This is a genomic window from Acinetobacter nectaris CIP 110549, from assembly GCF_000488215.1.
GTDB lineage: Bacteria > Pseudomonadota > Gammaproteobacteria > Pseudomonadales > Moraxellaceae > Acinetobacter > Acinetobacter nectaris.
On sequence record NZ_KI530712.1, the window covers coordinates 442,533 to 468,629 of the forward strand.

Below are 26,097 nucleotides of genomic sequence, written 5' to 3' on the forward strand. Positions count from 1 at the left end.
ACTTTTATAATGATTTTGCAGGATGTTGCGGTTTTAAGAATGGACCTTGCTGAAAAATTTTGTGTCGTAAAGTACCCACTGTATAGGCTGTTTTATAACGATCTCTTTTTTGCCATTCAGGAATGACCCATCGAATAAAATCTTCATATGACTCAGGTGTCACTGTTTTTGTTAAATTAAAACCATCAATTCCTGTTTCATCAAGAAAATGTATCAACTGCGCCGCTATTGTTTCACCACCACCGACAAATAGAGGATAACGACCACCTAAAAGATGCTGTTGTTTTAAAGAATACGGCGTAATATCTTGCTGCTTAAACTTTTCATTGACAGATGTAATACTATTACTCTTTTCATAAGGAATACGCTCATGCTCCTTATAAACCGAGAGATCTTTTCCTACAGAGCTTGAATAATGTGCAAGCCCTGCTTCAGGACTCGCATATTGCTGATATTCTTTTAACTTGTGCACTGCTTGAGTATCATTTTCTGCAGTTACCACGGTAATACCGACAAATATTTTAATATCTTGGGGATTACGTCCATTTTGAATGGCTGTATCTCGAATACGCTGCACATTCTTTTTTACTTCAGCAATACTTCCGCCACCTATAAAAATACATTCTGCATGTTTAGTGGCAAACGCAACACCTCGCTCGGAAGCCCCTGCTTGAAATAATAACGGCGTCCGCTGCGGTGATGGAGAAACCTGAAACACGCCATGGCTTTCAAAAAAAGGACTTTGATGGTGAATTTCATGTACTTTCTTCGGATCTGTAAAAGTACGTGTTTGCTTATCTTTCAGAACAGCATCCTGCTCCCAAGAATGCTCCCAGTATTTATAGCAAAGTGTTAGAAAGTCTTCCGCTTTGTCATAGCGCTGGTCATGCTCTGCCAATTGTTGACGACCAAACAGCCTTTCCGCACTATCTAAATATCCCGTCACAATATTCCATCCCATACGCCCTTGGGTTAAATGGTCTAAACTTGCAAAACGGCGTGCCAAAAGATATGGATGCTCATAGCTTAAATTGACTGTCACACCAAAACCTAAATGTGTTGTTATAGCGGCCATTGCAGAAACCAACGTGATTGGGTCATGACTTGGTAATTGCACCGACTCTTTCAATGTCACGTCTAAATTATTTTTATAGACATCATAGACACCTGTAATATCTGCTAAAAACACGCCATCAAATAACCCACCTTCCAAAGTCTTTGCTAAGTTGGTCCAATAACTCAGTTCATTAAATTTTGCCGACTCATCACGTGGGTGTGTCCATAAACCATGATTGATATGCCCAACACAATTCATATCAAAGGCATTCAATAAGATCTTCTTCACCATTACAATGTCCCTCGACGTGGTGGAAGGATATGGTTTAATCGGTAATTACCAATAAAATAGTACTTCCAACGTACAGGGTCATGTAACGTATGCACTCTTACATTACGCCAATGTCGGTCTAACCCCGTTTTACTTTGACTGCCACGACTGCCTGCCAACTCAATCAGTTTAGAGGATGCTTGAAGTGCTGTTTCTGTACTGTGGGCACGTACTCGTGCGACATGAATAGAGGCTTCAGCAATATTTTCTTTACTTACTTTAGGTTTAATAAAATCTATAAAATTGGCTGCCTTTTTAAGAAGTAATTCACTTGCTTTCACATCTACAGCAACTTGTCCCAATTCATACAAAGTCAATGGATCTTGCGTTGCAACATCAATATTTGCATCTATCCACGGACGCGCATGTCTAACTTGTAGCAATGTTTCTTCGAAGGATGCCCTTGCAATCCCAACTTCAATAGACGCATGCATGAGTTGTGCATATGGGCCAACAAGACTTGGTTCAGAAAATACGGGACTAAATGGAATGATATCTTCTGCATCAACATACACATGATCGAATTTTACCGTACCACTCCCCGTTAAACGCTGACCAAAACCACTCCAATCATCAACTACACTTAGACCTTCTGAATCTCTCGGCACAAATGCAAGATACTCAAGCCCATTGTCATCTTTCACTAAGGTTGGTATGCGATGTGCATAAATACTGCCTGTGCAATAAAATTTCTCACCTTGAATAAGATAACCTTGTTGATACGGCGTTATATAAGTGTTCTTTTGGCTCGCGTTTTTCGACTTAAATTCTGCAAGAGCATTACCAAAACGCCGTCCATCTAACACTTCTTTATAAAGTTTCTGTTTCTGTACTTCTGTTCCTGTCGTACGTAATACTTCAAGCGCATAAAAATGATTTTGTGGAATTTGACCAATCGACCCATCTGAACCACTAAAAAGCGCAATAACTTGTGCGACGGTCCAACTTGAAACCTCTGCACCACCATATTGTTTAGGCACAGTGATTGCCCATAATCCTGACTGGCTAAATGCATTAATCTCTGCAAAAGGAAGTGTTCTTGTCTTATCTCGATGAGAGGCTTCAATTTGAAATTGCTGAGACAGTTTTGTCGCAACCTCTAATGCTTCTTCATCAGATTCAATTACATGTGCGGGCTGAGTATTTAAAAAACCAGTATGATAAGATGTCATATACTCACCTATATCCAAGCATGTTGTTTAGGAAATTGATGATTTAAATAATAATTACCTAGTGCGTAGTATTTCCACCGAACAGGATCATGCAAGGTATGTACTCTTGCATTGCGCCAATGCTGATCTAAATTGTACTTAGCCAATGAAGAACGACTACCACTGAGCTCAATTAACTTTTCAGAAATAGTAAGTGCAGCACGGTGGGCATAAATCTTTGCCTCAGCAACAGCAATAGAAGCCTCAGCAACCTGAGTATCTATAATTTCTTTTTTTTGTTCTAAACGATCTAATACATTCGCAGCTTCATCTAAAAGCAATATACTTGCTTGCAAAAGCACATCTAACTTTCCGACCTCTTGAATTAAGTAAAGTTCTAGAGAGGCCTCATCGACATTCGCATCTGCAATAGGTCTTGCTTTTTTCACATGTGTGAGTAAATCCTGAAAAGCTGCTTCAGCAATCCCAACGTCAATCGCAACTTGTATAATCTGAGAATATGCACCCCTAAAATGCGTTGTATCTGCTAATTTTCGTTCATCAAAAATTAAAAACGGATCTATTACTACATCCTTTAACTTCACTGTCCCACTTGATGTTGTACGTTGTCCAAAAGCATCCCAATCATTTACAACTTCAATGCCTTTGGTTTTACGATCTACAAGCACAAGTACAACATATCCATCGGGGTGCTGTGCTTTAATCGCAAGCCAGTCTGCAAATGCACTTCCTGTAGAGTAAAATTTATCGCCGTTTAAAACATACTGCCCATCAGCTATTGTTAAAGTCGTTGCAATAGTTTGACTGTCCTTCGTATTCTTTTCAGGGCCGCCATTGGCTAAAAATTTACCTGCTAAAATTTCATTAAATACAAAGGTTTTTTGTTTTTCATTACCGATCAGTAAAATTGCATTTAAAATACCAAATTGGTTCTGTGGTATCTGACCAATATTGGCATCCGCCTTGGCTAAGATACGGATCACTTGCGTTAACGTCTGGTGAGAAACTTCTGCACCGCCATATTTCTTAGGAATCCGAATCGCAGTGAGTCCTTTTTTTACCAAATGCTGAATGACATCTGTTGGTAAAAGTCGCTGTTGATCACGTAAATTTCGTTCTTCTAATGCAAAATCTGCAACGTGGTATGCAGCATTTATTGCATCAATATCATTATCAATTATTTTTTGAGAATGGCTCATAGCAATCACCTATATTTTAAAAATAAGGTATGGCTTTTAGCAGAAATTTAGAAATAAAAAATATGGGAATCCTTATCAGAAAATATGCAGGAATCTATTTATTTGATAAATGAACGCAAATTAAAACAGAACAAACAATACATCATTATTTTTATACGCTAAAATAAATGATTGCTTTATGATGATAAGAGACTAGAGTGCCGACACCTGATCATACGAATAATAATTTACAAGCAGATGCTTTAAATACTGTGTTTAAACAACAGCAAGTTGCTTACCAAAGCGAAACATATCCTACGTATGATATACGTAAACAGCGACTAACTCAGCTTTATACACTTATTCTAAATAATCAGGAAAAAATAGCCGATGCTATTTGTAAGGACTTTTCAAACCGCAGTCATGATGAAACACGGCTTGTAGAAATTGTTCCAAGTCTTTCAGGAATTAAATACTGTTTAAAGCATCTCAAAAAATGGATGCAACCCGACTATCGTGATATCTCTGTCATCTTTCAACCTGCTAAAGCTTATGTCATTGCACAGCCACTCGGTGTCGTTGGCATTATGGTTCCTTGGAACTACCCTTTGTTCCTTGCAATTGGCCCGCTCTGCCAAGCCATTGCAGCAGGCAACCGTGTCATGCTAAAAATGAGTGAATTTACGCCTAATTTTTCTGCATTTTTTCAAAAACTTATTCAAGATAATTTTCCATCAGACATCATTTCTATTACGTTAGGCAATGCTGATATTGCAAAGCAATTTTCCACCCTTCCATTTAATCATTTACTCTTTACAGGTTCGACCAATGTAGGCAAACACGTCATACGTGCTGCCGCTGAGAATTTAACACCTGTAACACTTGAACTTGGGGGGAAATCACCCGCACTTATTGGACAAGATGCAGATCTTTTTGAAAGTGCACAGCGTATTGCTTTTGGAAAAAGTGTAAATTCAGGACAAACTTGTGTTGCACCCGACTACGTGCTTATACCCGAAGCACGACAAGATGACTTTATTCAGTCCTATTTTACGGCGCTTAGAGGCTTCTACCCAAGCATAAAAGACAATAATGATTACACCGCCATTATTAATGATGCACAGTTTTCTCGTCTTCAATCTTATTTACAAGAAGCTAAGCAATATGGCGCAAAAGTACACTATCTATCCAATGAAGAAGATGGCCGAAAATTACCGCATTGTGTCATTACACATACAAGTGCTTCACTTAAAGTATGCCAAGAAGAAATATTTGGCCCTATTCTTCCTATTATTACCTATGAAACCTTAGATGAAGCCATTCAATATATCAATGAACGCCCAAGACCACTTGCTTTATATTACTTCGGATATAAAGCTGAAGAGCAACAAAAAGTCCTTTTAAACACGCACAGTGGTGGTGTCTGCATCAATGAAACCATCATACATGTTGGACAAGAAGATCTACCTTTTGGTGGTGTAGGACTTTCTGGTATGGGGAATTATCATGGCTATGAAGGCTTTAAAACCTTTAGTCATGCTAAAGCTGTATTTGCCAGACCCAAATTAAGCTTCATGAAACTGGTTTATCCACCTTATGGAAAATGGCTACAAAAAACTTTATTAAAAATGTTTATAAAGTAAAGCCCATAAAAAGTCATTTTTTATCGATACTTGTTCAAAAACATCAAATAATCTGCAAAAAATGGCACTTTTTAACATTGTCAATTGAAGCAAAAATTTACAAGATATACGCACTTTTTGACTGTGCAATTTTACAATTTTTTATAAAATTTCATATAAATTGTAGGTTTTGCCCTCATAATAGAGTAACTTTGCAGATATCTTGCAAAAACTTAATGTCTTTTCATCGGAGCAAGTTACATGACTTTTAATATTTTGGTTATTCATGGACCGAACTTAAATTTGTTAGGAAAACGAGAACCCGAAGTATACGGTCATCAAACACTCAATGACATTAATCAAAACTTGGTAGAACATGCAAAAGAAAATGACTGTGCTTTAGAGGTATTTCAAAGCAATATCGAAGGTGAAATCATCAACCGTATTCACCAAGCACACGCAGAAAACATTCAATTTATTATTATCAATCCAGCAGCATTTACACATACTTCTATAGCTATACGTGATGCATTGCTTGGTGTCAATATTCCATTTATTGAAGTTCACTTGTCAAATGTCCATGCCCGCGAAACATTTAGACACCACTCTTATCTTAGCGATAAAGCACAAGGTGTGATCTGTGGACTCGGTGCTTATGGCTATCAAGCTGCACTTAATTATGCTCTTCGTACTCTTCAATCTTCTCATTAATTTTCATAAGGAATATTAATACTATGGATATTCGTAAAATCAAGAAACTTATTGATTTAATGATCGAATCTGACCTTCAAGGTATTGAAGTTAAAGAAGGCGATCAATCGATTGCATTGACTCGTCGTAACCCTGAACCTGTTGCTGTTGCTTCTATGCCTGCTGCACCTGCAAGCGTAGCAGCTGCGCCTGTTGCAAAAACACCACGTGGTAGCGTAGAAGCTGCGCCAATGGTTGGTGTGTTCTATTCAGCAGCAAGCCCTGGTGAAGCACCTTTTGTACAAGTTGGTCAAACCATTTCAGCAGGTGAAACTTTAGGTATCATCGAAGCAATGAAGATTATGAACCCAATTGAGGCAACTCAAAGCGGTGTCATTGAAGAAATCCTTGTGAAAAATGGCGAAGTTATTGAATTCGGTCAACCATTATTCCGTTACCGCGCATAAGCACGGAGTGTCATAATGTTGCAAAAAGTATTAATTGCAAACCGTGGTGAAATTGCGTTACGCATCACACGTGCTTGTAAAACGCTTGGAATAAAAACTGTTGGTGTTTATTCCAATGCAGATAAAGATCTCATGCATTTACGCTTCGTCGATGAAGCGGTTTGTATTGGCCCAGGTGCAACGAGTGAAAGTTACTTAAACATTCCTGCACTACTTACAGCAGCTGAAGTTACAGGTGCTGATGCCATTCACCCAGGTTATGGCTTTTTATCTGAAAATGCAGAATTTGCAGAAATGGTGGAAAGCTCAGGATATATTTTCATCGGCCCTCGCCCTGAACATATTCGCCTGATGGGTAACAAAGTTTCAGCAATTACTGCCATGCGTAAAGCTGGCGTACCTACTGTACCAGGTTCACAACATGCCGTTACGCCTGCAAATGCAAAAGAAGAAGCTGCAAAAATTGGCTTCCCGCTTATTGTAAAAGCAGCTTCTGGTGGTGGTGGCCGTGGTATGCGTATTGTAGAACGTATAGACACACTGTTAGAGTCTGTACAAGCTGCACAGCGTGATGCTGAAATGTGGTTTGGTGACGATACCGTGTATATGGAACGTTTCCTACAAAAACCGCGCCATGTAGAAGTACAAGTACTTGCAGATGGTAATGGTCAAGCAATTCACTTATATGACCGTGATTGTTCATTACAACGCCGTCACCAAAAAGTTTTAGAAGAAGCGCCTGCGCCTGGTCTTCCAGAACAAGCACGTGCAGACATTTTAAAATCTTGTGTGAATGCTTGTGAACTCATGCAATACCGTGGTGCGGGAACATTTGAATTCTTATTTGAAGATGGAGAATTCTTCTTCATTGAAATGAATACACGTGTTCAAGTTGAGCATCCTGTAACAGAAATGGTCACTGGTGTAGATATTATCGAACAACAGTTACGTGTTGCTGCAGGACTTGGTTTAAGCATCCAACAAGATGATGTTGAAGTTAAAGGCCATGCGATCGAATGTCGTATCAATGCCGAAGACCCAACAACATTTATGCCTTCTCCAGGTAAAATTGAAACATTCTATGCACCAGGCGGTGCTGGCATTCGTTTAGACTCTCATATCTATCCAGGATACAGCATTCCACCATATTATGATTCAATGATTGCAAAACTCATTTCACATGGTAAAGATCGTGCAACCTCAATTGCTCGTATGCGCCAAGCTCTTGATGAAATGATTTTGACAGGTGTGAAAACAAATATCCCACTTCATAAAGATTTGATCTTAAAAGATGAAGCTTTTTGTGAAGATGCTATGGATATTCACTATCTTGAAAAACACCTCTTGAAGCAATTAGAAGCACCAGCATCAGATAAAAAGTCTGACTAAAAAGTGAAAAAAGAAGTGGTTTACCACTTCTTTTTTTATGCAACAAAAGCAACCATCTTTATAACAATTTGTTGAACTTCCTCAATATCATCATCTAAAGTTTTTTTGCGACTCAATTCTTTAGAAAGCACTTTAAACTTATGATTCTGATGTTCGATAATATCTGGTATTTGATCAAAATAATCTGCTGACTCATTCAGCTCAACTTCAGGTAGTGGACTGCCTAGTTGATACTCCTTACTCTTGAGCACAATATACTTCACAATCGTTTTCATTGATGACTCCGTGTTTTTAGGGCACTTTATTTTTATATTTAACAGCTTTCCCTACCAAAGAAAACATTATTTTCTCTTATTTGCTTAATATTAAGACAATTAAATTTTATACAAAATAAAAGCCTCAAAAGAGGCTTTTATTGAAATGTTATATTTTAGATCGGTTCAAATGGTGCAATCACATCTGCATTTTGTGCACGATGACGTAAAAAATGATCCATCAAAACAATTGCCATCATTGCCTCAGCAATAGGAGTCGCACGGACACCAACACAAGGATCATGACGCCCTTTTGTTAAAACGTCTGTATCTTCTCTTTGTAAATTAATTGTTTTACCTTCCGTGGTAATACTCGCCGTTGGTTTTAAAGCAATTGCTGCACGAATCACCTGCCCAGAAGAAATACCTCCAAGTATTCCACCTGCATGATTTGCTAAGAAACCATTTGATGTTAGTTCATCGCGACTTTCATGACCAAACTGTCCTGCAACTGCAAAGCCATCACCTATTTCAACACCTTTTACAGCATTAATACTCATTAGTGCATGTGCTAAGTCTGCATCTAAACGATCAAAAACAGGCTCACCCCAACCAACAGGTACATTCTCAGCAATCACCTCAAGTTTAGCACCACAACTTGTACCCTGTTCACGTAAAGATGTCACCAATTTTTCAAATCTTGGAACAGCGTCAACATCACCACAGAAGAATGGATTATTTTCAACTTCAGACCAATCTAACTGATGAGCAAGCTCATTTCCTATTTGAGTAACATGACCTCGAATAACGATATTAAACTTTTCAGCTAAATACTTCTTAGCAATAGCACCCGCAGCAACACGCATTGCAGTTTCACGTGCACTTGAACGCCCACCGCCACGGTAGTCTCTAAAACCATACTTTTGTGTGTAGGTATAATCTGCATGACCCGGTCTAAACGTTTGCGCTATATTGCCATAATCTTTTGATTTTTGGTCAGTATTTTCAATAAGCAAGCCAATAGATGTGCCTGTCGTCTTACCTTCAAAAACACCTGAAATAATTTTCACCTGATCAGGTTCTTTACGCTGTGTTGCAAATTTCGAAGTTCCCGGTTTACGGCGATCTAAGTCTTTTTGCAAATCAGCTTCAGATAAAGCAATTCCGGGAGGTACGCCATCGACTATTGCCATTAAACCTAAACCATGCGACTCACCACAGGTCGTTACACGAAACAACTGTCCTATTGAGTTTCCAGCCATTATTACTTTCCTTTAAACTGCTAGAGCATCCTGAAAAACTTGTTTATAACGGCGACATTGTTCAGCAGTCAATGCAAAAATACCTGAACCACCTTTTTGGAAAGTCAACCAATGAAAGTCAACCGTGTTAAAGTTTTGGCGCATTGCCCACTCAGAGTTACCAACCTCAATAACAATTAGTCCATCTTCTGTAAGATAGTCTGCTGCTTCTGCTAGCATCTTACGTACCAAGTCTAAACCATCTTGTCCAGCCGCAAGTGCTAGCTCAGGCTCATGTAAAAACTCTTCAGGTAAATCTGCCATATCTTCGGCATCAACATAAGGTGGGTTTGTCACAATTAAATCATACTGGTTTTCAGCAGGAATTTTACTGAACAAATCCGACTCTAATAATGCAACTTGATATTGCATATTGTGATGTTCAACGTTTAATGCCGCAACTTCAAGCGCATCTCTTGAGATATCCGTTGCATCAACATCAGCTTCAGGATATGCATATGCTAAAGCAATTGCGATACAACCCGAACCTGTACACATATCTAAAATACGCTGTGGTTTTTTGGGCGTGTCTAATGTCGGTAATGCATTTAACGCTTCACGCATATTACCTGTTTCATCTAAGCAATATGGTGCAAAACGCTGATTAATTAACTCTGCAATAGGTGAACGAGGAATAAGTACTCTTTCATCTACATAAAATGGTTTATTACAGAAATAAGCCAAATTAAGCAAATACGATGTTGGTGTGCGCTCATTAATACGGCGTGCAAGTAACTCTAAAAACTGTGCTTTTTCACTCGGTAAAAGTTTTGCATCTAAAATTTCGTTATTTGCTTCCCAATCTAGTGCCAGTGTTTGTAACACTAAAGCAGAGCTTTCAGCAAAAAAATCTTCTGTACCTTGACCTAAGTGCGCATCGTATTGACGTAAAGCTGTGACACCAAAACGGATAAAATCTCGAATTGTTGTTAAATTTTCAGCAGCTTCTGTTAAGTTTTCAGGAAGAATTGTCAATCGCTCCACGCATTACTCCAAGTAATCATTATTAAGGCTATATCTTTCATTTTAGCCTGTTTTCACATTATTGATAATGCCTAAATCATCAATAAAATAAGATTAAAGCCTATAGATTAAGATAAACAAATTAAAACAAAAACAAAACTGGCTTTTCACACGCCAAGTCACTCGAAATGGTAGATTATATTTTCACCTAAACACAAACAACTAAGGACAATAAAAATGGTTGATATTATTAAAAAAGGTTCTGCACATTGGGAAGGATCAATCAAAGAAGGTAAAGGTACAATATCTACTGAAAGTGGTGCACTCTCTCAACAACCTTATGGATTCAATACGCGCTTTGAAGATAAAGTAGGAACGAATCCTGAAGAAATTATTGGTGCTGCACATTCAGCATGTTTCTCGATGGCGCTTTCATTACAGCTTGGAGAAGCAGGTTTTACAGCAGATGCAATTGATACAGAAGCTGCTGTGACTTTATCTAAAGATGAAAAAGGCTTTTTTATTCGTCAAGTACACCTAACAAGTCATGTTAAAGTGAAAGACCTTGATGATGGAACCTTCCAAAAAATCGCAACTGCAACCAAAGAAGGTTGTCCTGTTTCAAGACTGTTTAATGCAGAAATCTTATTAGATGCAAAACTGGTTTAATCATTCGCATGTGTAGCTGTAGCGAGCATTCGTTCGCTACATCACAAAGCCAACATAACGGTTGTAATTTGCTACCCCTAAAGGCATTTTATAAATTGTTAAATTACAATGTGCGGTTGTTATTGCATCAAATACATTAAGTGATTGATCATGAATCTCATCTACACTAAATTGCATTTCATCTTCAAAAAAATCAGCAACATATTCAAAGCCTAAATCTAGCGCTATAAATGCTGTATGCTCACAAGGCTGAATATACTGCTCTTCTGACCAGTTCAAAGCCTTATGCTTACATATAGGACAAAGCACATTTTCTGTCGCGTTGTCTAATTCCTTCAATTTAAAGCTCATTTCTTATCCAATTAAATGCTCTGTAAAATATTGTAAAATATTTCTATACAGACTGCATTGCAATTTTGATGCATGAGGTATAGATTTTAGACATTAAACCATGTTGATCAAATTCGTTTAAAAGGATACCCAATGGCCAACCTAGAAAAAGCCATTGCTTTGGCAACAAAGAAACATGCAGGGCAAACAGACAAAGCAGGACAAGCATACATTCTTCATCCTCTTCGTATTATGTTGAAAATGAAAAATGATGACCAAAGAATTGTTGCCGTCTTACACGATGTACTTGAGGATACAGATACCACTGTGGTCGATCTTATCTCTATCGGTTTTGCGCCCCATATTATCGATGCTGTCATTGCCCTCACTAAAAAGAACAATGAAAGTCGTATAGAGGCTGCTTTTCGAGCGGTAAAAAATTCCATTGCGCGTGAAGTTAAATTGGCAGACATTGCCGATAATATGGACTTAACTCGTATAAAAAACCCGACAGTTCGAGATAAAAAGCGTTTACAAGAGTATCAGGAAGTACAGGAAATATTACTCGCAGGTGCCTAAGTATTGTATTTAATACTAAGAACATTTATCGTTCTTATATTCTCAAAATATTAAAAAAGGCCTAACCTATGTTAAGCGATTTAGACGACTTTTATTGTTTTGCTTTGGTCGTCGAACACGGTGGCTTTAGTGCCGCAGAGCGCGCCACTGATATTCCAAAATCGAAGCTCAGTCGCCGTGTTTATAACCTTGAAGAAAATCTTGGCGTTCGTCTTATTCAAAGAAGCTCACGACAGTTTGCAGTGACTGAAATTGGTTTAAATGTCTACCATCATGCTCAAACAATGCTGAATGCAGCGCAAGCAGCACATGATATGGTAGACCACCTAAGTGTTAAACCCAGAGGGGTTGTGCGTGTAAGTGTGCCCGTTTCTATTGCACAAAATGCATTTTCTAAAATTTTACCTCAGTTTCTCAAGCAATATCCTGAAATTCGTTTACAAATGACTGTAAGTAACCGTCGTGTAGATATTATTAATGAAAATATTGATGTTGCGCTACGTGTCCGTGCCAAAATTGACGATGATCCAAATTTAATTGTTCGACAATTTGCAAGAGAAGAGCTGCATTTATTTGCTAGCCAAGCATACTTAAATGAATTTGGGAATGTCAAAACCCCCGAAGAGTTAAGCCAACATAGAGTCTTAAGTATGTCAGATGAACATACAGACCAACATATGGTGCTTTATAATGATCAACAAATTCCCGTTAAAATTAAAATAAATCCAATAATTATGGCTTCTGATCTCCTCATGCTACGAGAGCTCACCAGACAAGGAAGTGGAATTTCTTTATTACCAAACTCGATTACTCAAGATTTTGTTAAAAGTGGTGAGCTCGTACGACTACTGTGTGACTGGAAAGTTCCTCATGGTATTTTACATGCAGTGTATGCCTCACGTAGAGGCATGCTTCCTGCAGTTCGTGTATTTATAGATTACCTGGTTGAAAATCTAAGCGAAGAAAATATTAAGTCTATTTAATTTTTACAGGCTTAAGTTGCTGTAGTAATACTTGATCTAATAACATTGGCAACTTAAGCGTCATCAGAAATGCATGATATAAGTCAGGTTTACCATTCCAAATTAAATTAGAAATATTATTACGCTTATCTAGATCTTGAAACCAACTTCCATGCTTTTCGTCAACCAATGTATGATGAATATAGCCAATAATTTTTCGATAATAGACTTCATATTTTTCATCATTGAGCCTTTTCATAAGTGTTGCTGAAGCAACTGCTGCCTCGGCATGTACCCAATGTAAACGCTCTCTTACCACGGGTTCATTTTTCCAATCATAGGTATAAATGATTCCACGATGTGGCTTCTCTTGCCATCCATTTTTCCATGCGGTATCAAACAGCCCTTGAGCATCTTCAAGCAACCATTGAGGTACATCAAGCCCCATTACTTGAAGTTCTTGTTCTAAATTAATCAGTAAATGACACCATTCAAAACCATGCCCGGGTGTCACACCATATGGTCTAAAGTCATCAATAAGTTTATTTTTATTAAACTCATAATCAGGCTTCCATTTTTCATCGAAATGTTCAACCACGCTATAATCATGATTCTTTGCATGTTCATGAATAATTCGCTCTACAATCGCAAGTGACTTTTTAAGCCAGCTCGAGTCTTGTGTTGTAATTGCAAGTTGCATGAACATTTCTAAAGAGTGCATATTACAGTTTGCACCACGATATTTTTCTAAATCAGACCAATCTGGTGCATAGCTTTCTAGAACACAATTTTCAGTTTCTGACCAAAAGTGTTCATTAAATATATTTACTGCTTTATCAAAGAGTGCATCTGCACCTGCAATATTTGCTTGTTTTGCACTATTTGCAGCCAACAAAACAAATGCATGTAAATATGATTTTTTACGGTCATTAGGACTATCATCAACTAAAGAGGAAAGCCATCCACCATGTTTATGGTCAAATAAATGTTCATTTAGACTTTTAATTCCCCATTCTGCAAGCTCTACACTTCCTGCATAGCCTCGAATTGCGGCAAGTGAATAACAGTAAGTAAATCGTGCAGTATTTAGCGTATTAGGCCGTTGGTGCAAAGGTAAGCCATAACGATCTAAATCAATAAATCCACCATATTGACACTGTGCATCCTGATAAAAATCAAGTAAATTCAATGTCTGTGTTTTTAACCAATCAATATGCGCCGTTTGATTTAACCAGCTATGCCTTACTTTCGTCAGTAATTTCATAATTTCTTCCTTTTATTTTTATAGTCTTACAGTTAACCACCTACCATCATACCGCCATTTGGATGAATCGTTTGCCCCGAAATAAAAGAAGCATCTTGGCTTGCTAAAAACACATATGCAGGCCCTAATTCACTTGGCTGTCCACAGCGTTCAATTGGTGTGTCAGAACCGAATTTTTCCATACTTTGAGGATCGACTTGTCCCCATGTTGCTGGTTGTAATGGTGTCCAAACGGGGCCAGGTGCAACAGCATTTACCCGAATACCTCTATTTACAACTTGGTTTGACAGTGCACGCGTAAATGAAATGATTGCACCTTTTGTGGCTGAATAATCGACGAGTGCTTTGGGCCCAACATATGCATTCACCGATGCTGTATTAATAATCGTATCGCCAGAAGAAAGTTGCGGTAAAACAGCTTTTGTTAAATAAAATATAGCATGAATATTAATTGCAAAAGTATCAAGCCACTGCTCATCAGAAAGTGTTGCTAAGTCTTCATTCGGAAACTGTGTACCTGCATTATTCACCAAAATATTTATTTTTTTAAAATCAAATAGCACATCTTGTATAAGTTTTTTACATGCCTCACTACTTCGTAAATCAACGGGGTAAATTTTGCAATTCCCCCCTGTTCCTTCAATCCATGCTTTTACCCATTCAGCATCTTTCAGCTCTACCTCTGTGTCCAAACATGTAATGGCAACAGTTGCGCCTTCTTTTGCAAAATGTAAGGCAACTGAGCGACCAATACCGCTATCACCTCCTGTAATGAGTGCAACTTTTCCCTGTAGCTTATGACTTCCCAAATAGCTTTCATGAATAAATTCTGCATGAGGCTTTAACTGTTCATCGCTACCCGGCAATTCTTGTTGTTGTGCATGTATATCAAACTTATTCATTTTTAATCTTCCATTATTTTTTTATGAGTAAATAATAGTCGAATAGTGTGAATCTAATTGCTTGGAATATGTTTTATAATTTTACTGAGTTGTAATTTTTATCATTTTTATGTTTAAAGACATCTAACATTATTTAGATAAACTTAACTTTTATCGCACAAAAAGAGTCAAAAATGGCTTTTTTGTGCGATATATTATTTAGATTATATTAAATATAATATTTATAGAATAAAGATCTCAACTAAGTACTCTTCTTGCTTTTAAAAAGATACTTATTCATTTTCTAAAAACTCATTCGTAGATAGAATCTGAGAAAAATTCATTAACGCCCATAAATAAGCAGTTTGCACATCGGTTGCTAAAACTTTTTTACCATCAGCACTCACTAAGTCTCTTGTTGCTGTTGCATCATGAATAAGTAAGTTATTGAAACCATGCTCTTTGGCTGCTCTTGTTGTCGAGTCAATACACATATGTGTCATCATACCTGTAATTACCAATGCTTCTATCGCATGATTTTTTAATATTTCAAGCAAGTTAGTTTTAAAAAAGCTATTTGGATATTGTTTTTCAATAATAATTGCTTTACTACCTATATTTAAATCGTGATGTAATTCTACACCGCTTGTATTTACTTCAAAAAAAGAAGCACCTTTCATAAGATTAATATGCTGAACATATATAATTGGTTGTTGTATCTTTTTAAAATAAGCTTCTAGTCTATTAATTTGATGCAATGCTTCTTGTGGTTTATGTAAAGGGTATTTTCCACCTTCAAAGTAATCATTTTGAACATCAATCACTATAAGTGCTTTTTTCATCAGTTTTTCCTACATAAGTTCTTATATCCATCATAAAAAATAGTATGTAACTGTGATATAACATGCTGAAAGTAATCATATATAAAAGCTTTCATTATGAAAAAAGATGAAAATATCGATGAGATTGATTTGCAGATATTAAGTTTATTATCGCAAGACTCGCGATTAACACATAAAGAACTCAGCGAACAGGTACATCGGACTGGACAAGCTGTAGGTGCTAGAGTACAGCGTTTAATAGATATTGGTATTATTGAAAAATATACAATACAAATTCACGCTTCTGAACAACAGTTTATTAGGATTTTTCTAAAAGCACCATTATCAAAAGAATTAGAAGAAAAAATATATTCAAATCCGAAAATTCAATCATTTTATAAAACTTCTGGCCATGCATGTTATATCATTATGAGTCACTTTATACATGCAGAACTCAATGCATTTTTAGAAGATATTTCAGATGTTGCAAGCTATACCGTTGAATCTGTAGTAACGAAAAAATTCTAACCAAACATATTTAATTGGGGTGTTTCTTTCACTAATTTTGCTTTCGGCACATGTAAGCACTCAAACTCATTTACGGGAAATCCTTCTATAAAGCTTGAAATATTCACAGTCTTTAATGTGAGCCATTCTAAAATACGATGGTGTGGAATAACGATGACTGATCGCTTTATATTTCCCGGCTCATGAAAATCTTTCATCATAGGGTGATCTATAGCATCCATAGTGAGCATTGTGCTAGATCGTATAATCTTTTCATTTATTTGACATATTTCATAAAGTGCTGCAATAAAAAAAGCTTGCCCATCTTTACGTCTTACTCCCCATCTCTGAGGTTTACCATCTATATATTTACTTTCATAAAATTCAGTAACGGGAATAACGCCAAACTTATAGCGTTGCAAAGCCTGTTGAAAACTTGGTTTTTGCAATAAAGTTTCTTGACGAGCATTATATGTCTTCTTAGAAATTTGTTCGTCTGTTGCCCATTTAGGGACTAAACCAAATAGTACTTCTCTCCACTCAAAGCCACTACCTGAATGGAATAAAAATGGCAACTCACCCATTGGATATACTTCATCAGCGTATGAAAACGTGATTTGTGGTAACCCAAGTTGTTCTACCTGTAAGCGTGTAATTGGCTTAAAATTAGCGCACATTAAAAAATACCAAAATCTAATAAACCAATCATAACATTAAAATTGATTGTAAAAAACTCTAGATACCTTATTCTAGCCTGCTTTATGTACAGCATTTAAATAATCATCGGACTGCATTTCTAATAATCTAGAGCGTGTTCTCTCAATTTCAAATGCAAGCTTTTCCCCATGATATAAATCAATAATTGAATCTTCCGAAGTCAATAATAGCTTAACACCTCGATCATAAAACTCGTCAACCAAGTAAATAAACCTCCTTGTCGCATCATTCAGTTGATCGGTTAAATGAGGTACATCGCTCAATAAAATGGTTTGGTATTTATTGGCAATTTCAATAAAATCGGATGGACTTCTAGGCTGTAAACATAATTCAGAAAAGTGACACCACAATACATCATCACTTAACCCAAGTGTTTTCACTTGGCGATGGTTTATTTCTATACTTTCATTTAATTTTTTTTGTGACTGTGTCAGTGCATCAAATCTTTCTTGAATCCAAAGTCGAGATTCTTCATTTAGTGGAGTTTTAAATAGTTGCGCTTGTTTAAGTATTCTCAGTCTATAATCTACGCCAGCATCTACATTTAGAATATGACAATTACTTTTCACCATATCAATCGTTGGTAAGAATCTATCTCTGTGTAATCCATCTTTATATAGCCCATCAGGAGCAATATTCGATGTTGCAATGAGTGTTAATCCGCGTTGAAAAAGCTTTTGAAATAAATCACTAAGGATCATTGCATCAGGTACATTAGATACAAAAAACTCATCAAAGCAAATTACCACTGCATCATGATGAATTTGATCCGCAACAATATCTAAAGGGTTTTGCTTTCCCGTATGCTTATGAAGCTCTTTATGAACATACTGCATAAAATGATGAAAATGTAGTCTTAATTTTTTTTCTAATGGCAATGCATCAAAAAACTGATCCATTAGCCATGTTTTTCCTCTTCCTACACCACCCCACATATATACACCCATTGGATAACTTTTTTTCTTAAAGAAAGAAAAAAAACCTTTAGATGTATTTTCTTGCTCTATTAGTTGATGCCATACGGTATCAAGTGCTTTTACTGCATTTTGTTGTGCTTCATCTGCAATAAATTGCCCTGATGCAATTGCATCCTCATAACGAGCCATTGGGGATAATTGTTTCATAAGTTAATTCTTTAAGTTAAACAATCAATTGTTTAAAAAGCCCACATGAAAGTGGGCTTAACAATACACCTTAAGCAATAGAGTCTAGTATATTTACTAAAGTCTGCCTTGGATTTTCTGATTGAGTAATCGGACGTCCAATTACTAAATGTGTTGCACCATTTTCAATGGCTTGCTTCGGCGTAACAATTCTTTTTTGATCATCTATATTTGCACCTACAGGACGAATCCCTGGTGTAACCAATGAAAAATCTGAACCAAGCTCTTCATGCAAAAAAGTTGCTTCTTGTGCGGAACAAACCACACCATCTAAACCTGAGTCTTTAGTAAGTCGTGCCAAACGTCTTACATGATCCATAGGATTAACATCTAAACCTATTTCTCTTAAATCTTCTTGTTCCATAGAAGTAAGTACAGTCACAGCAATAAGCTGTGTTTGGTAATTACCCTTTTTCAAACGCTCAACACATGTTTCCATCATTTTTCGACCGCCTGATGCATGAACATTAACCATCCATACACCCAAATCAGCAGCTGCACAAACAGCTTGTGCTGTTGTATTTGGAATATCATGAAACTTTAAATCTAAGAAAACATCAAAACCACGTTGATGAAGTGCTTTAACAACTTTCGGCCCTTCATTCGTAAACAACTCCTTACCAACTTTCAATCGGCAAAGTTGAGGGTCAAGCTGATCTGCCAACGTTAAAGCATCTTTTTCACTTTTTGCATCTAAGGCAACAATAATACTCAAAGGTTTAGCCCTAACTAAATAATAACAAAGCCCATTATAATGGGCTTTGATTGTTTGAGTTAATATCTAATACAGTTTTTTCGTGTCGAGTTTGAGCAACTGCATCTGCTGCTGCAGTTTTTGCAATCTCAATCTGCTCTTTTCTTAAACGTTCAATTTCTTTATGCAAACGTTTAATTTCCCAACGATTCTGAAAAACTCGGAATACTTGAACACCAAGCAGTAAGCCGATTGCAACACCTAGTGCTAACGTAATTAAAACAAGTAAACCTAAGCGCATTTCAGGAATATCATGGGTAAACCATAAATCCACAGTAACAGGTGTACTATTTATAAGAACAAGCCCCAAAGAGTACGCAAATATGACGATCAGTAAAATAATTAGTATAAAGCGCATCATAATCTCACCATGCTTATTTTAAATTTTAGTTATTTAGAGAGTCGTTTACTGCATCTCTTAAGGCTTTTCCTGGTTTAAAATGTGGTACAGCCTTCGCAGCAACTTCAACAGATTTACCTGTTTTAGGGTTACGTCCAACACGAGGGTCGCGATGATGTAATGCAAAACTTCCAAAACCACGAATTTCTATACGATTATCAGAAGATAATGTATCAATCATTTGATCAATCATGATTCTAACCGCTTCTTCCACCAAAGGTTCTGCAAGATGGGGATTTTTTAAAGCAATTCGTTGTATTAAATCAGATTTATTTAGTGCTTCTATAGTCATCTATGACCTCATTGATTTCTAGCGACTTTTATTTGTAAGTTTATAATAACCTGTTTAAATACAAAACGGTAGCGCAGTAAGCCTATACTACACTACCGTTTACAGTAATTAACCAATAAAGTATCAATTAGTTACACTAATATCAACTTTTTTGAATTACTTCATTTGTGCTTTAATTAAGTCACCAATTGTCTTAGGACCTTTGTCTTGAGACGCATTAGTTTGACGTAAGTTAGCAACAGCTTCACGTTGTTCAGCTTCATCTTTCGCTTTAACAGAAAGATTAATTGTACGTGACTTACGGTCAACGTTTACAATTTTAGCTTCAACTTCTTGACCAACTTCTAGAAGTTTAGTTGCATCTTCAACGCGATCATGGTTTATTTCAGAAGCTTTTAATTGAGCTTCAACTTCATCAGCAAGTTTAACAGTAGCGCCACGTGCATCAACTGCAGTGATTGTACCTTTAACCAACGCACCACGTTCGTTTGTAGCTAGGAAGTCGTTGAATGGATCGCTATTTAACTGTTTAATACCTAGGCTGATACGGTTGCCTTCAGCATCTACAGAAAGAATAACTGCTTCAACAGTGTCGCCTTTCTTGTAACGACGGATAGCTTCTTCTCCTTGCTCGTTCCAAGAAATATCAGACAAGTGAACTAGACCATCGATACCACCTGGTAGACCGATGAAGATACCGAAGTCAGTGATAGACTTGATAGTACCAGAAACTTTTTCACCTTTGTCATGGTTCTTAGCAAACTCTTCCCATGGGTTAGCACGAGTTTGTTTAATACCAAGAGAAATACGACGACGTTCTTCGTCAACTTCAAGAACCATAACATCAACTTCATCACCAATCTGAACAACTTTAGATGGGTGGATGTTTTTGTTTGTGTGATCCATTTCTGAAACGTGTACAAGACCTTCTACACCTTCAGCAATTTCAGCGAAGCAACCGTAGTCAGTTAAGTTAGTTACACGTGCTTTAACAATTGAACCTTTAGGGTAACGGCTCATGATTGCTAACCATGGATCTTCACCAAGTTGTTTAAGACCTAGTGATACACGGTTACGCTCGCGGTCAAACTTAAGTACTTTAACTGTAACTTCTTGACCAACTTCAACAACTTCAGAAGGATGCTTGATACGTTTCCAAGCCATATCTGTAATGTGAAGAAGACCATCAATACCGCCAAGATCAACGAAAGCGCCGTAGTCAGTAAGGTTTTTAATTGTACCTGTAACTGTTTGACCTTCTTCAAGTTGAGCAAGTAATGCTTCACGGTCAGCTGAAGATTCAGCTTCCATTACTGCACGACGAGATACAACAACGTTGTTACGTTTAGCATCAAGTTTGATTACTTTGAACTCTAACTCTTTACCTTCAAGGTGAGTTGTGTCACGGATTGGACGAGTATCTACCAATGAACCTGGTAAGAACGCGCGAACAGGACCGATGTCAACAGTGAAACCGCCTTTAACTTTACCAGAAATAACACCAGTAACGATTTCGCCATCTTCAAAGATTTTTTCAAGTTTAGTCCAAGTTTCAGCACGCTTCGCTTTCTCACGTGATAGAACTGTTTGACCCATGCCGTTGTCAAGTGCTTCAACAACAACATCTACATTATCACCAACTTGAACTTCTAGCTCACGTTGGTCATTTAAGAATTCTGCACGGTCAACAATACCTTCTGATTTAAGGCCAGTGTCAACAGTTACCCAGTCAGAATCGATGTTTACAACAACACCTTGGATGACTGCACCCTTTTCAACGTTTAAGTTTAATTCGCTTTCTTCAAAGAGGGCTGCAAAAGATTCGGTCATGATATACCTGATAAAGTCAGCGGTCTTGGATCAGTCAAGGCCGGTTTAGTTACGTCTATACACTATCTACTAAGTTACTGATCGAGCAGTATATAAACTAATCTGTTACGCTAACAAGCTATCGATATATTGCTTCATGGTTTGAAACACTTCATCAATAGTTAATTCTGAACTATCAATGACATATGCATCTGAAGCTGGCTTCAACGGCGCGACTTCACGCTCCGTATCTCGCTTATCTCTAGCTTCTATGTTGGCTAAAATGGCAGATATTTTAGCATCAACGCCCATTCCCTGCAACTGGTTATATCGACGTGTTGCTCGAGATTTGGCAGATGCTGTTAAATATATCTTTGCAATCGCATTTGGAAATACTACTGTTCCCATATCTCGACCATCTGCAACAAGACCTGGTGCTTGTGCAAAAGCATACTGACGGCTTAATAGAGCCTGTCTTAATTCCTGAACAACTGCAACTTTAGATGCATACTCACCCACTTGTTCAGTTCGAATCAACTTTGTTACATCTTCACCATTTAAGACCACACGTACACCTTGTTCTGTCGGTGTAAATCCAATATCTAAGCTCTCTGCAATCTCAATACAAACTTTTAAATTCTCAACATCAGTTAGAGTATCTAAGCGATTTTCTTTCGCCAGTGCTAAGCCCAAAAGACGATATAATGCACCAGAGTCAAGTAAGTGATATTGATAATGAGCCGCTATTTTTGCAGCAAGTGTTCCTTTACCAGATCCGCTTGGACCATCAATGGTAATAATATGTGTTGTCATAAGTTCTATTTCCGAAATACTTAGGCTATTTTAGATAACAAAAACAATTTATTGTTTCCGTTCTAATTTCTTATGTTCACGGCGCATTTTAAAAAAGTTACTCAGTTGTGTAGAACACTCTTGCCCCATACACCCACATTGGAAATCAAATTTATGGTTATAATAACCTTCATCTAATAAAGCCCGAGCACTCATTAATGCACCAGCTTTAGGCTCAGGGGTTGCAAAAATAACCTTACTTATTCTTGCATGAATCAGTGCACCAACACACATCGTACAAGGCTCTAAGGTCACATAAAGCACAGCATCTTTAGGTAATCTATAGTTTTGAATATTCTTACAAGCATCTTGAATTGCAAGAATTTCAGCATGTGCTGTAGGGTCATGAGAAGTTATCAATTGGTTTCGGCCTACGCCAAGTAGCTTATGCTCACTTACAATAACAGCGCCTACAGGAACTTCTTGACTATTTGCCGCAATTTCTGCTTGCTCAAAAGCAAGTTGCATCCACTGAAAATCTTCTACACTAAAATTTTCTTTCATTAAATAATATCGTACTGCTTTAGCAGACTATTCCAACTTTCAATCGTGGTCACAGGTGGACACGAGGCAAGAATACCTACAAGTGTATATTCTTGAATAGATTGCCATTGAGGAGATAAATCCTTATCTATAAGACGTGCTCGCACACCCTCCACAAAGTCTGAATGTCGAATTTTCCACGCAGAAATTTCCTTCTCTAAAGCAAAAACCTCAGCCCATGAATGCCCTTGACGCCCCCATTTCCATAGGAGCCAAGTAATTGCAACTGTGGCAGGAGATCCTTTTTGTAGGTTCTCACTTGCTTGCCTTAGCCAATCACTTCTTGCTTCACTTAAGCCAACAATAGCGTCATAGTCTTGTTCAAAATAATTACCACGACAAACCGTATGTATTGCGTCCAATGAACTTTGTAATGGCCCTACAGCAACAGGACAATGCATACTATTTAGCACATCATCTAAGGCTCTAAATTTGCCAGCAGGATAGTCTTCCCAGCAAATATTTAGCAACTTATCGAGTACAACATCTCTACTCGCTTCACAAATATGTGTGGCCCAACCAATCGCATATGCACCTGCCGATGTCATAATTGACCCTGTTAACCCAGTAAATAGCCCGATTGATCCTCTATCCGCAAGAAACCGGCTCGCGCCAACATCCGGATATAAACCGATATTAATTTCAGGCATTGCTAGCCGAGAACTAGGCGTTACAAGTCTAAATGGCGCTGCCATAAATAGACCGAGTCCACCACCCATTACATAACCTTCACCCCATACAACAATAGGTTTAATATAGCTATGTAATAATAAGTCTAATGCATATTCTTTCTCAAAAAAGCTTTCCGCACCAACCTCATCATCTTCAAGTATGAGCTGTCTCAGTTTTCTAACATCACCACCTGCACAAAATGCTTTTGGGGTGGTTGAGTCAAACCATATTGCGCTTACTTGATCGTCATATTGAAAGTCCGTGAAGATCTGTGTAAGTGCGGTAACTAAAGAAATATCTAATGCATGTAAGGTTTTAGGTCGATTTAAACGAATCATCACCCAACCATTAATATACTTTTCAACCAAAATATCGCTATGATATTGGTGTAATTCTACTTTTTCTATCATATATCTAGCTGCCAACAAATAGGTTGCATATTATTTTTTTCAAGATAGCTGTTTGTTTTTGAAAATACTTTACAGCCAAAAAAACCGCCTCGATTCGCTGCTAAAGGAGATGGATGTGCAGCCGTTAAAACAAGATGTTTATCTCTTAAAATACGTTGCCCTTTGCGCTGAGCATAAGCACCCCATAAAATAAATACAATATTTTCTTTTGTCTCATTAAGCACATCAATAATATAGTCTGTAAAGTCTTCCCAACCCTGTTTTTGATGTGATGTTGGTTGTCCTGCTGCAACAGTTAAAACACTATTTAACAACAATACGCCTTGGTTTGCCCAACTGGTAAGATCACCATGTATTGATGGTTTCACACCTAAGTCTGTATTAAGTTCATGAAAAATATTACGCAAAGATGGTGGTATAGCAATACCTTTTTGCACAGAAAAGCTCAAACCATGGGCTTGATTCGGCCCATGATATGGATCTTGACCTAAAATAACAACTTTCACATTATTTAGTGGCGTTAAATTCAATGCATTAAAAATAAGATGGCTTGGTGGGTAAACAACAGTTTCCGCCTTTTTTTCTTCTAACAAAAATTGGCGTAAATGATCCATTTTAGGACCAATTAGAAAATCTTGTAGCGCATCTTTCCACAGTGGCTCTAATTGTACTTTATCTAACTTCTGTTGTTGCTGTTGCGTCAATGACATTGAAAAAACCGTATACCTATAATAAATTTATGATGTTTGTACTTGTAGTTCAACTTCAGGGTTGTTAAATATTTGACCTGTTTTTAACTTTTCATACATTTCAGAGTCATTCCACTCTATTTTAATTTGTTCTGAAAATTGAATCTCATTTAAACTTAATATTCCCATTTGTGCATTTTCAATATCTTCAATAAAGCTTTGCGCATATCCAGTATCTGTCTCATGCACAATCACTGAATATACTTCGACGTCACCTTCACCATTTTGGGTTTTTGTGGCATTTAGTACTTGTTGTGCTAAATAAAAGAAAATACGTGAGAACTGTTCTGCAGATGGTGAAACTGGCAAGCTTACCCATCTAGCACTAAACTGTTGGCATGCTTGAATATAGTCTTTACTGTCTTTATCCCAAAAGCAAATTGCATGATCAAAGCTATCAAACAGGTCTTTAATTATACCTTTCAATAAGCCAAAGTCATATACCATCTGACCATGGTCTAATTTATTCGCTTTTAATAAGAGTTCTACTTTATAACTGTGCCCATGAATCGAACGTTTACAACGATCTGAGGTACAATTTCGAACAATATGAGCATTCTCAAATTTAAATAGCTTGCGAATTAACATGGCTCAACACCCTCACTCAATCGTGTAAAACAATTCATCATTATAAATGAATTTTTGTATTTTTCCTAAAAGATAGATTTCGATTACTACAAACTGATTTAACGATGTATTTTTGGAATTTTTAAGACCTGTTTAACATATGCCCTTTTAAGCGTTTCTCTGGACCCTAAATACCTTTGATAGAAACTAGAGTTGAGTAACATGCATGCGCCATAGACCAAAGACCAAACTAAGGCGATATAATCTCTTGATGATACTTTGCTACCTTCTTCTGTTAAATGAGCATCTATGGAAAGTAGTATAATCTTTAAACGCTGCTTACGTATCTGATACAGCTTTGCAAATAAGTTTTGTAGCCCTGTTGCATTGGCTGCGAGTTTCTCTTCAAGTAAATGATACAGCACCGTTTTCTCTGAATGATTTAAATGATATAAAACAAAAAACTCAATTTTCTCTGAAAACTTCTTATCTTCTTGGCCGAGTAATTGCGCCAACAAACTTTTCTCATAAGCTAGAAGTAGCAACATATATAATTCATTTTTACTTTTAAAATGCTTATATAATGTCCCTTTTGCAAGATCCAATTCAGCTGCAAGAAGATCGAGTGTAAATCCAACCTCCCCATCTTCTAGCAGAATTTTTTCAGCAACTCTAAAAATAGTCGCTTCTCTTTCCTGAAACTGAGTTTGCCGACCCATCTTAAACCCTGCAA

The 26,097-nt window shown here is 37.2% G+C and carries 30 protein-coding genes; 8 read left to right on the forward strand and 22 right to left on the reverse strand.

The features are described from left to right. Positions 1 to 4: 4 nt before the first annotated feature. From P256_RS02250 to P256_RS02260, 3 genes are read right to left on the reverse strand one after another with little or no spacing between them, the layout of a single operon-like run. Positions 5 to 1,348, reverse strand: coding sequence for an LLM class flavin-dependent oxidoreductase (locus P256_RS02250; RefSeq protein ID WP_023272061.1), 1,344 nt, complete (start codon positions 1,346 to 1,348; stop codon positions 5 to 7). After that, on the reverse strand, positions 1,348 to 2,559 hold the full coding sequence (locus P256_RS02255) for an SfnB family sulfur acquisition oxidoreductase (protein ID WP_023272062.1): 1,212 nt from the start codon (positions 2,557 to 2,559) through the stop codon (positions 1,348 to 1,350). Before P256_RS02255 ends, P256_RS02250 begins: the two co-directional genes overlap by 1 nt. An 8-nt stretch (positions 2,560 to 2,567) precedes the next feature. Beyond that, positions 2,568 to 3,758, reverse strand: coding sequence for an SfnB family sulfur acquisition oxidoreductase (locus tag P256_RS02260; RefSeq protein WP_023272063.1), 1,191 nt, complete (start codon positions 3,756 to 3,758; stop codon positions 2,568 to 2,570). A 197-nt stretch (positions 3,759 to 3,955) separates the two neighbouring features. On the opposite strand from P256_RS02260, the gene P256_RS02265 reads away from it, so the two are divergent. From P256_RS02265 to accC, 4 genes are all read left to right on the forward strand, one after another. Next, positions 3,956 to 5,380 carry a coniferyl aldehyde dehydrogenase gene (locus tag P256_RS02265; RefSeq protein WP_023272064.1) on the forward strand — a complete coding sequence of 475 codons (1,425 nt, stop codon included), beginning with the start codon at positions 3,956 to 3,958 and terminating at the stop codon, positions 5,378 to 5,380. A gap of 240 nt (positions 5,381 to 5,620) precedes the next feature. Further along, entirely contained in the window at positions 5,621 to 6,070 is a 450-nt protein-coding gene (gene aroQ / locus P256_RS02275) for a type II 3-dehydroquinate dehydratase (RefSeq protein WP_023272065.1), read from the forward strand. A gap of 23 nt (positions 6,071 to 6,093) precedes the next feature. Further along, positions 6,094 to 6,516 carry an acetyl-CoA carboxylase biotin carboxyl carrier protein gene (gene accB, locus P256_RS02280; protein ID WP_023272066.1) on the forward strand — a complete coding sequence of 141 codons (423 nt, stop codon included), beginning with the start codon at positions 6,094 to 6,096 and terminating at the stop codon, positions 6,514 to 6,516. Positions 6,517 to 6,531: 15 nt separating this feature from the next. After that, positions 6,532 to 7,905 carry an acetyl-CoA carboxylase biotin carboxylase subunit gene (accC, locus tag P256_RS02285; RefSeq protein WP_023272067.1) on the forward strand — a complete coding sequence of 458 codons (1,374 nt, stop codon included), beginning with the start codon at positions 6,532 to 6,534 and terminating at the stop codon, positions 7,903 to 7,905. Between the two features lie 35 nt (positions 7,906 to 7,940). Here accC and P256_RS02290 read toward each other — a convergent pair whose 3' ends face one another. From P256_RS02290 to prmB, 3 genes are all read right to left on the reverse strand, one after another. Then, on the reverse strand, positions 7,941 to 8,180 hold the full coding sequence (locus tag P256_RS02290; protein WP_023272068.1) for a hypothetical protein: 240 nt from the start codon (positions 8,178 to 8,180) through the stop codon (positions 7,941 to 7,943). A 155-nt stretch (positions 8,181 to 8,335) separates the two neighbouring features. Next, positions 8,336 to 9,421, reverse strand: coding sequence for a chorismate synthase (gene aroC / locus P256_RS02295; protein ID WP_023272069.1), 1,086 nt, complete (start codon positions 9,419 to 9,421; stop codon positions 8,336 to 8,338). A 12-nt stretch (positions 9,422 to 9,433) separates the two neighbouring features. Then, complete coding sequence (gene prmB, locus P256_RS02300) at positions 9,434 to 10,444, reverse strand: 50S ribosomal protein L3 N(5)-glutamine methyltransferase (protein ID WP_023272070.1); 1,011 nt, start codon at positions 10,442 to 10,444, stop codon at positions 9,434 to 9,436. A 216-nt stretch (positions 10,445 to 10,660) separates the two neighbouring features. Between prmB and P256_RS02305 the strand changes: the two genes are divergently transcribed. Continuing rightward, entirely contained in the window at positions 10,661 to 11,092 is a 432-nt protein-coding gene (locus P256_RS02305) for an OsmC family protein (protein WP_023272071.1), read from the forward strand. 36 nt (positions 11,093 to 11,128) lie between these two features. On the opposite strand, the gene P256_RS02310 is transcribed toward P256_RS02305, so the two are convergent. Continuing rightward, entirely contained in the window at positions 11,129 to 11,443 is a 315-nt protein-coding gene (locus P256_RS02310) for a hypothetical protein (protein WP_023272072.1), read from the reverse strand. A 132-nt stretch (positions 11,444 to 11,575) separates the two neighbouring features. On the opposite strand from P256_RS02310, the gene P256_RS02315 reads away from it, so the two are divergent. Continuing rightward, a complete protein-coding gene (locus P256_RS02315) occupies positions 11,576 to 12,001 on the forward strand; it encodes an HD domain-containing protein (protein WP_023272073.1) in 426 nt (141 codons plus the stop codon). A 68-nt stretch (positions 12,002 to 12,069) separates the two neighbouring features. Beyond that, entirely contained in the window at positions 12,070 to 12,984 is a 915-nt protein-coding gene (locus tag P256_RS02320) for a LysR substrate-binding domain-containing protein (protein WP_023272074.1), read from the forward strand. On the opposite strand, the gene P256_RS02325 is transcribed toward P256_RS02320, so the two are convergent. The 3 genes from P256_RS02325 to P256_RS02335 form a co-directional block, all read right to left on the reverse strand. Then, positions 12,977 to 14,227: an AGE family epimerase/isomerase gene (locus tag P256_RS02325; RefSeq protein WP_023272075.1), complete on the reverse strand. Its 1,251-nt coding sequence runs from the start codon at positions 14,225 to 14,227 to the stop codon at positions 12,977 to 12,979. The genes P256_RS02320 and P256_RS02325 overlap by 8 nt on opposite strands. Before the next feature lie 32 nt (positions 14,228 to 14,259). Next, positions 14,260 to 15,129 (reverse strand): SDR family oxidoreductase, encoded by an 870-nt coding sequence (locus tag P256_RS02330; RefSeq protein ID WP_023272076.1) that lies wholly within the window; start codon positions 15,127 to 15,129, stop codon positions 14,260 to 14,262. A 272-nt stretch (positions 15,130 to 15,401) separates the two neighbouring features. Further along, positions 15,402 to 15,950: a cysteine hydrolase family protein gene (locus P256_RS02335; protein WP_023272077.1), complete on the reverse strand. Its 549-nt coding sequence runs from the start codon at positions 15,948 to 15,950 to the stop codon at positions 15,402 to 15,404. 96 nt (positions 15,951 to 16,046) lie between these two features. Between P256_RS02335 and P256_RS02340 the strand changes: the two genes are divergently transcribed. Next, the gene (locus P256_RS02340) at positions 16,047 to 16,457 is read left to right on the forward strand and encodes an Lrp/AsnC family transcriptional regulator (RefSeq protein ID WP_023272078.1); all 411 of its coding nucleotides are present in this window, start codon (positions 16,047 to 16,049) and stop codon (positions 16,455 to 16,457) included. Here P256_RS02340 and P256_RS02345 read toward each other — a convergent pair. From P256_RS02345 to P256_RS02400, 12 genes are all read right to left on the reverse strand, one after another. Further along, entirely contained in the window at positions 16,454 to 17,113 is a 660-nt protein-coding gene (locus P256_RS02345; protein ID WP_023272079.1) for an SOS response-associated peptidase family protein, read from the reverse strand. The two genes, P256_RS02340 and P256_RS02345, sit on opposite strands and share 4 nt — an antisense overlap. 72 nt (positions 17,114 to 17,185) lie before the next feature. Next, on the reverse strand, positions 17,186 to 18,277 hold the full coding sequence (zapE, locus tag P256_RS02350) for a cell division protein ZapE (protein WP_023272080.1): 1,092 nt from the start codon (positions 18,275 to 18,277) through the stop codon (positions 17,186 to 17,188). Between the two features lie 70 nt (positions 18,278 to 18,347). Beyond that, complete coding sequence (gene pyrF / locus P256_RS02355; RefSeq protein WP_023272081.1) at positions 18,348 to 19,031, reverse strand: orotidine-5'-phosphate decarboxylase; 684 nt, start codon at positions 19,029 to 19,031, stop codon at positions 18,348 to 18,350. Positions 19,032 to 19,065: 34 nt separating this feature from the next. Next, complete coding sequence (locus tag P256_RS02360) at positions 19,066 to 19,428, reverse strand: LapA family protein (protein ID WP_023272082.1); 363 nt, start codon at positions 19,426 to 19,428, stop codon at positions 19,066 to 19,068. 28 nt (positions 19,429 to 19,456) lie between these two features. After that, complete coding sequence (locus P256_RS02365; protein WP_023272083.1) at positions 19,457 to 19,762, reverse strand: integration host factor subunit beta; 306 nt, start codon at positions 19,760 to 19,762, stop codon at positions 19,457 to 19,459. Between the two features lie 156 nt (positions 19,763 to 19,918). Beyond that, complete coding sequence (rpsA, locus tag P256_RS02370) at positions 19,919 to 21,592, reverse strand: 30S ribosomal protein S1 (RefSeq protein WP_023272084.1); 1,674 nt, start codon at positions 21,590 to 21,592, stop codon at positions 19,919 to 19,921. A gap of 105 nt (positions 21,593 to 21,697) precedes the next feature. Beyond that, positions 21,698 to 22,384, reverse strand: a complete 687-nt coding sequence (gene cmk / locus P256_RS02375) for a (d)CMP kinase (RefSeq protein WP_023272085.1) — start codon at positions 22,382 to 22,384, stop codon at positions 21,698 to 21,700. Positions 22,385 to 22,432: 48 nt separating this feature from the next. Next, entirely contained in the window at positions 22,433 to 22,927 is a 495-nt protein-coding gene (tadA, locus tag P256_RS02380) for a tRNA adenosine(34) deaminase TadA (protein WP_023272086.1), read from the reverse strand. Next, positions 22,927 to 24,048 (reverse strand): enoyl-CoA hydratase/isomerase family protein, encoded by a 1,122-nt coding sequence (locus tag P256_RS02385; protein ID WP_023272087.1) that lies wholly within the window; start codon positions 24,046 to 24,048, stop codon positions 22,927 to 22,929. Before P256_RS02385 ends, tadA begins: the two co-directional genes overlap by 1 nt. After that, positions 24,045 to 24,758 carry a uracil-DNA glycosylase gene (ung, locus tag P256_RS02390; protein ID WP_023272088.1) on the reverse strand — a complete coding sequence of 238 codons (714 nt, stop codon included), beginning with the start codon at positions 24,756 to 24,758 and terminating at the stop codon, positions 24,045 to 24,047. The genes P256_RS02385 and ung overlap by 4 nt, the downstream gene beginning before the upstream one ends. Before the next feature lie 27 nt (positions 24,759 to 24,785). Beyond that, positions 24,786 to 25,385 carry a 6-pyruvoyl trahydropterin synthase family protein gene (locus tag P256_RS02395; RefSeq protein WP_023272089.1) on the reverse strand — a complete coding sequence of 200 codons (600 nt, stop codon included), beginning with the start codon at positions 25,383 to 25,385 and terminating at the stop codon, positions 24,786 to 24,788. Positions 25,386 to 25,483: 98 nt separating this feature from the next. Next, the gene (locus P256_RS02400; RefSeq protein WP_023272090.1) at positions 25,484 to 26,083 is read right to left on the reverse strand and encodes a TetR/AcrR family transcriptional regulator; all 600 of its coding nucleotides are present in this window, start codon (positions 26,081 to 26,083) and stop codon (positions 25,484 to 25,486) included. Positions 26,084 to 26,097: the final 14 nt, after the last annotated feature.

Bases quoted from the DNA above. Each gene is read 5' to 3' on its own strand.
- P256_RS02290 (WP_023272068.1), bottom strand. From the start codon at position 8,180: ATGAAAACGATTGTGAAGTATATTGTGCTCAAGAGTAAGGAGTATCAA.
- zapE (WP_023272080.1), bottom strand. From the start codon at position 18,277: ATGAAACAATTATCCCCAATGGCTCGTTATGAGGATGCAATTGCATCA.
- P256_RS02385 (WP_023272087.1), bottom strand. From the start codon at position 24,048: ATGATAGAAAAAGTAGAATTACACCAATATCATAGCGATATTTTGGTT.
- P256_RS02315 (WP_023272073.1), top strand. From the start codon at position 11,576: ATGGCCAACCTAGAAAAAGCCATTGCTTTGGCAACAAAGAAACATGCA.
- P256_RS02395 (WP_023272089.1), bottom strand. From the start codon at position 25,385: ATGTTAATTCGCAAGCTATTTAAATTTGAGAATGCTCATATTGTTCGA.
- P256_RS02255 (WP_023272062.1), bottom strand. From the start codon at position 2,559: ATGACATCTTATCATACTGGTTTTTTAAATACTCAGCCCGCACATGTA.
- cmk (WP_023272085.1), bottom strand. From the start codon at position 22,384: ATGACAACACATATTATTACCATTGATGGTCCAAGCGGATCTGGTAAA.
- aroC (WP_023272069.1), bottom strand. From the start codon at position 9,421: ATGGCTGGAAACTCAATAGGACAGTTGTTTCGTGTAACGACCTGTGGT.
- tadA (WP_023272086.1), bottom strand. From the start codon at position 22,927: ATGAAAGAAAATTTTAGTGTAGAAGATTTTCAGTGGATGCAACTTGCT.
- accC (WP_023272067.1), top strand. From the start codon at position 6,532: ATGTTGCAAAAAGTATTAATTGCAAACCGTGGTGAAATTGCGTTACGC.
- P256_RS02345 (WP_023272079.1), bottom strand. From the start codon at position 17,113: ATGTGCGCTAATTTTAAGCCAATTACACGCTTACAGGTAGAACAACTT.
- P256_RS02320 (WP_023272074.1), top strand. From the start codon at position 12,070: ATGTTAAGCGATTTAGACGACTTTTATTGTTTTGCTTTGGTCGTCGAA.
- aroQ (WP_023272065.1), top strand. From the start codon at position 5,621: ATGACTTTTAATATTTTGGTTATTCATGGACCGAACTTAAATTTGTTA.
- P256_RS02335 (WP_023272077.1), bottom strand. From the start codon at position 15,950: ATGAAAAAAGCACTTATAGTGATTGATGTTCAAAATGATTACTTTGAA.
- P256_RS02260 (WP_023272063.1), bottom strand. From the start codon at position 3,758: ATGAGCCATTCTCAAAAAATAATTGATAATGATATTGATGCAATAAAT.
- P256_RS02305 (WP_023272071.1), top strand. From the start codon at position 10,661: ATGGTTGATATTATTAAAAAAGGTTCTGCACATTGGGAAGGATCAATC.
- P256_RS02330 (WP_023272076.1), bottom strand. From the start codon at position 15,129: ATGAATAAGTTTGATATACATGCACAACAACAAGAATTGCCGGGTAGC.
- P256_RS02310 (WP_023272072.1), bottom strand. From the start codon at position 11,443: ATGAGCTTTAAATTGAAGGAATTAGACAACGCGACAGAAAATGTGCTT.
- P256_RS02340 (WP_023272078.1), top strand. From the start codon at position 16,047: ATGAAAAAAGATGAAAATATCGATGAGATTGATTTGCAGATATTAAGT.
- P256_RS02250 (WP_023272061.1), bottom strand. From the start codon at position 1,348: ATGGTGAAGAAGATCTTATTGAATGCCTTTGATATGAATTGTGTTGGG.
- P256_RS02325 (WP_023272075.1), bottom strand. From the start codon at position 14,227: ATGAAATTACTGACGAAAGTAAGGCATAGCTGGTTAAATCAAACGGCG.
- accB (WP_023272066.1), top strand. From the start codon at position 6,094: ATGGATATTCGTAAAATCAAGAAACTTATTGATTTAATGATCGAATCT.
- P256_RS02400 (WP_023272090.1), bottom strand. From the start codon at position 26,083: ATGGGTCGGCAAACTCAGTTTCAGGAAAGAGAAGCGACTATTTTTAGA.
- ung (WP_023272088.1), bottom strand. From the start codon at position 24,758: ATGTCATTGACGCAACAGCAACAACAGAAGTTAGATAAAGTACAATTA.
- rpsA (WP_023272084.1), bottom strand. From the start codon at position 21,592: ATGACCGAATCTTTTGCAGCCCTCTTTGAAGAAAGCGAATTAAACTTA.
- P256_RS02365 (WP_023272083.1), bottom strand. From the start codon at position 19,762: ATGACTATAGAAGCACTAAATAAATCTGATTTAATACAACGAATTGCT.
- P256_RS02360 (WP_023272082.1), bottom strand. From the start codon at position 19,428: ATGCGCTTTATACTAATTATTTTACTGATCGTCATATTTGCGTACTCT.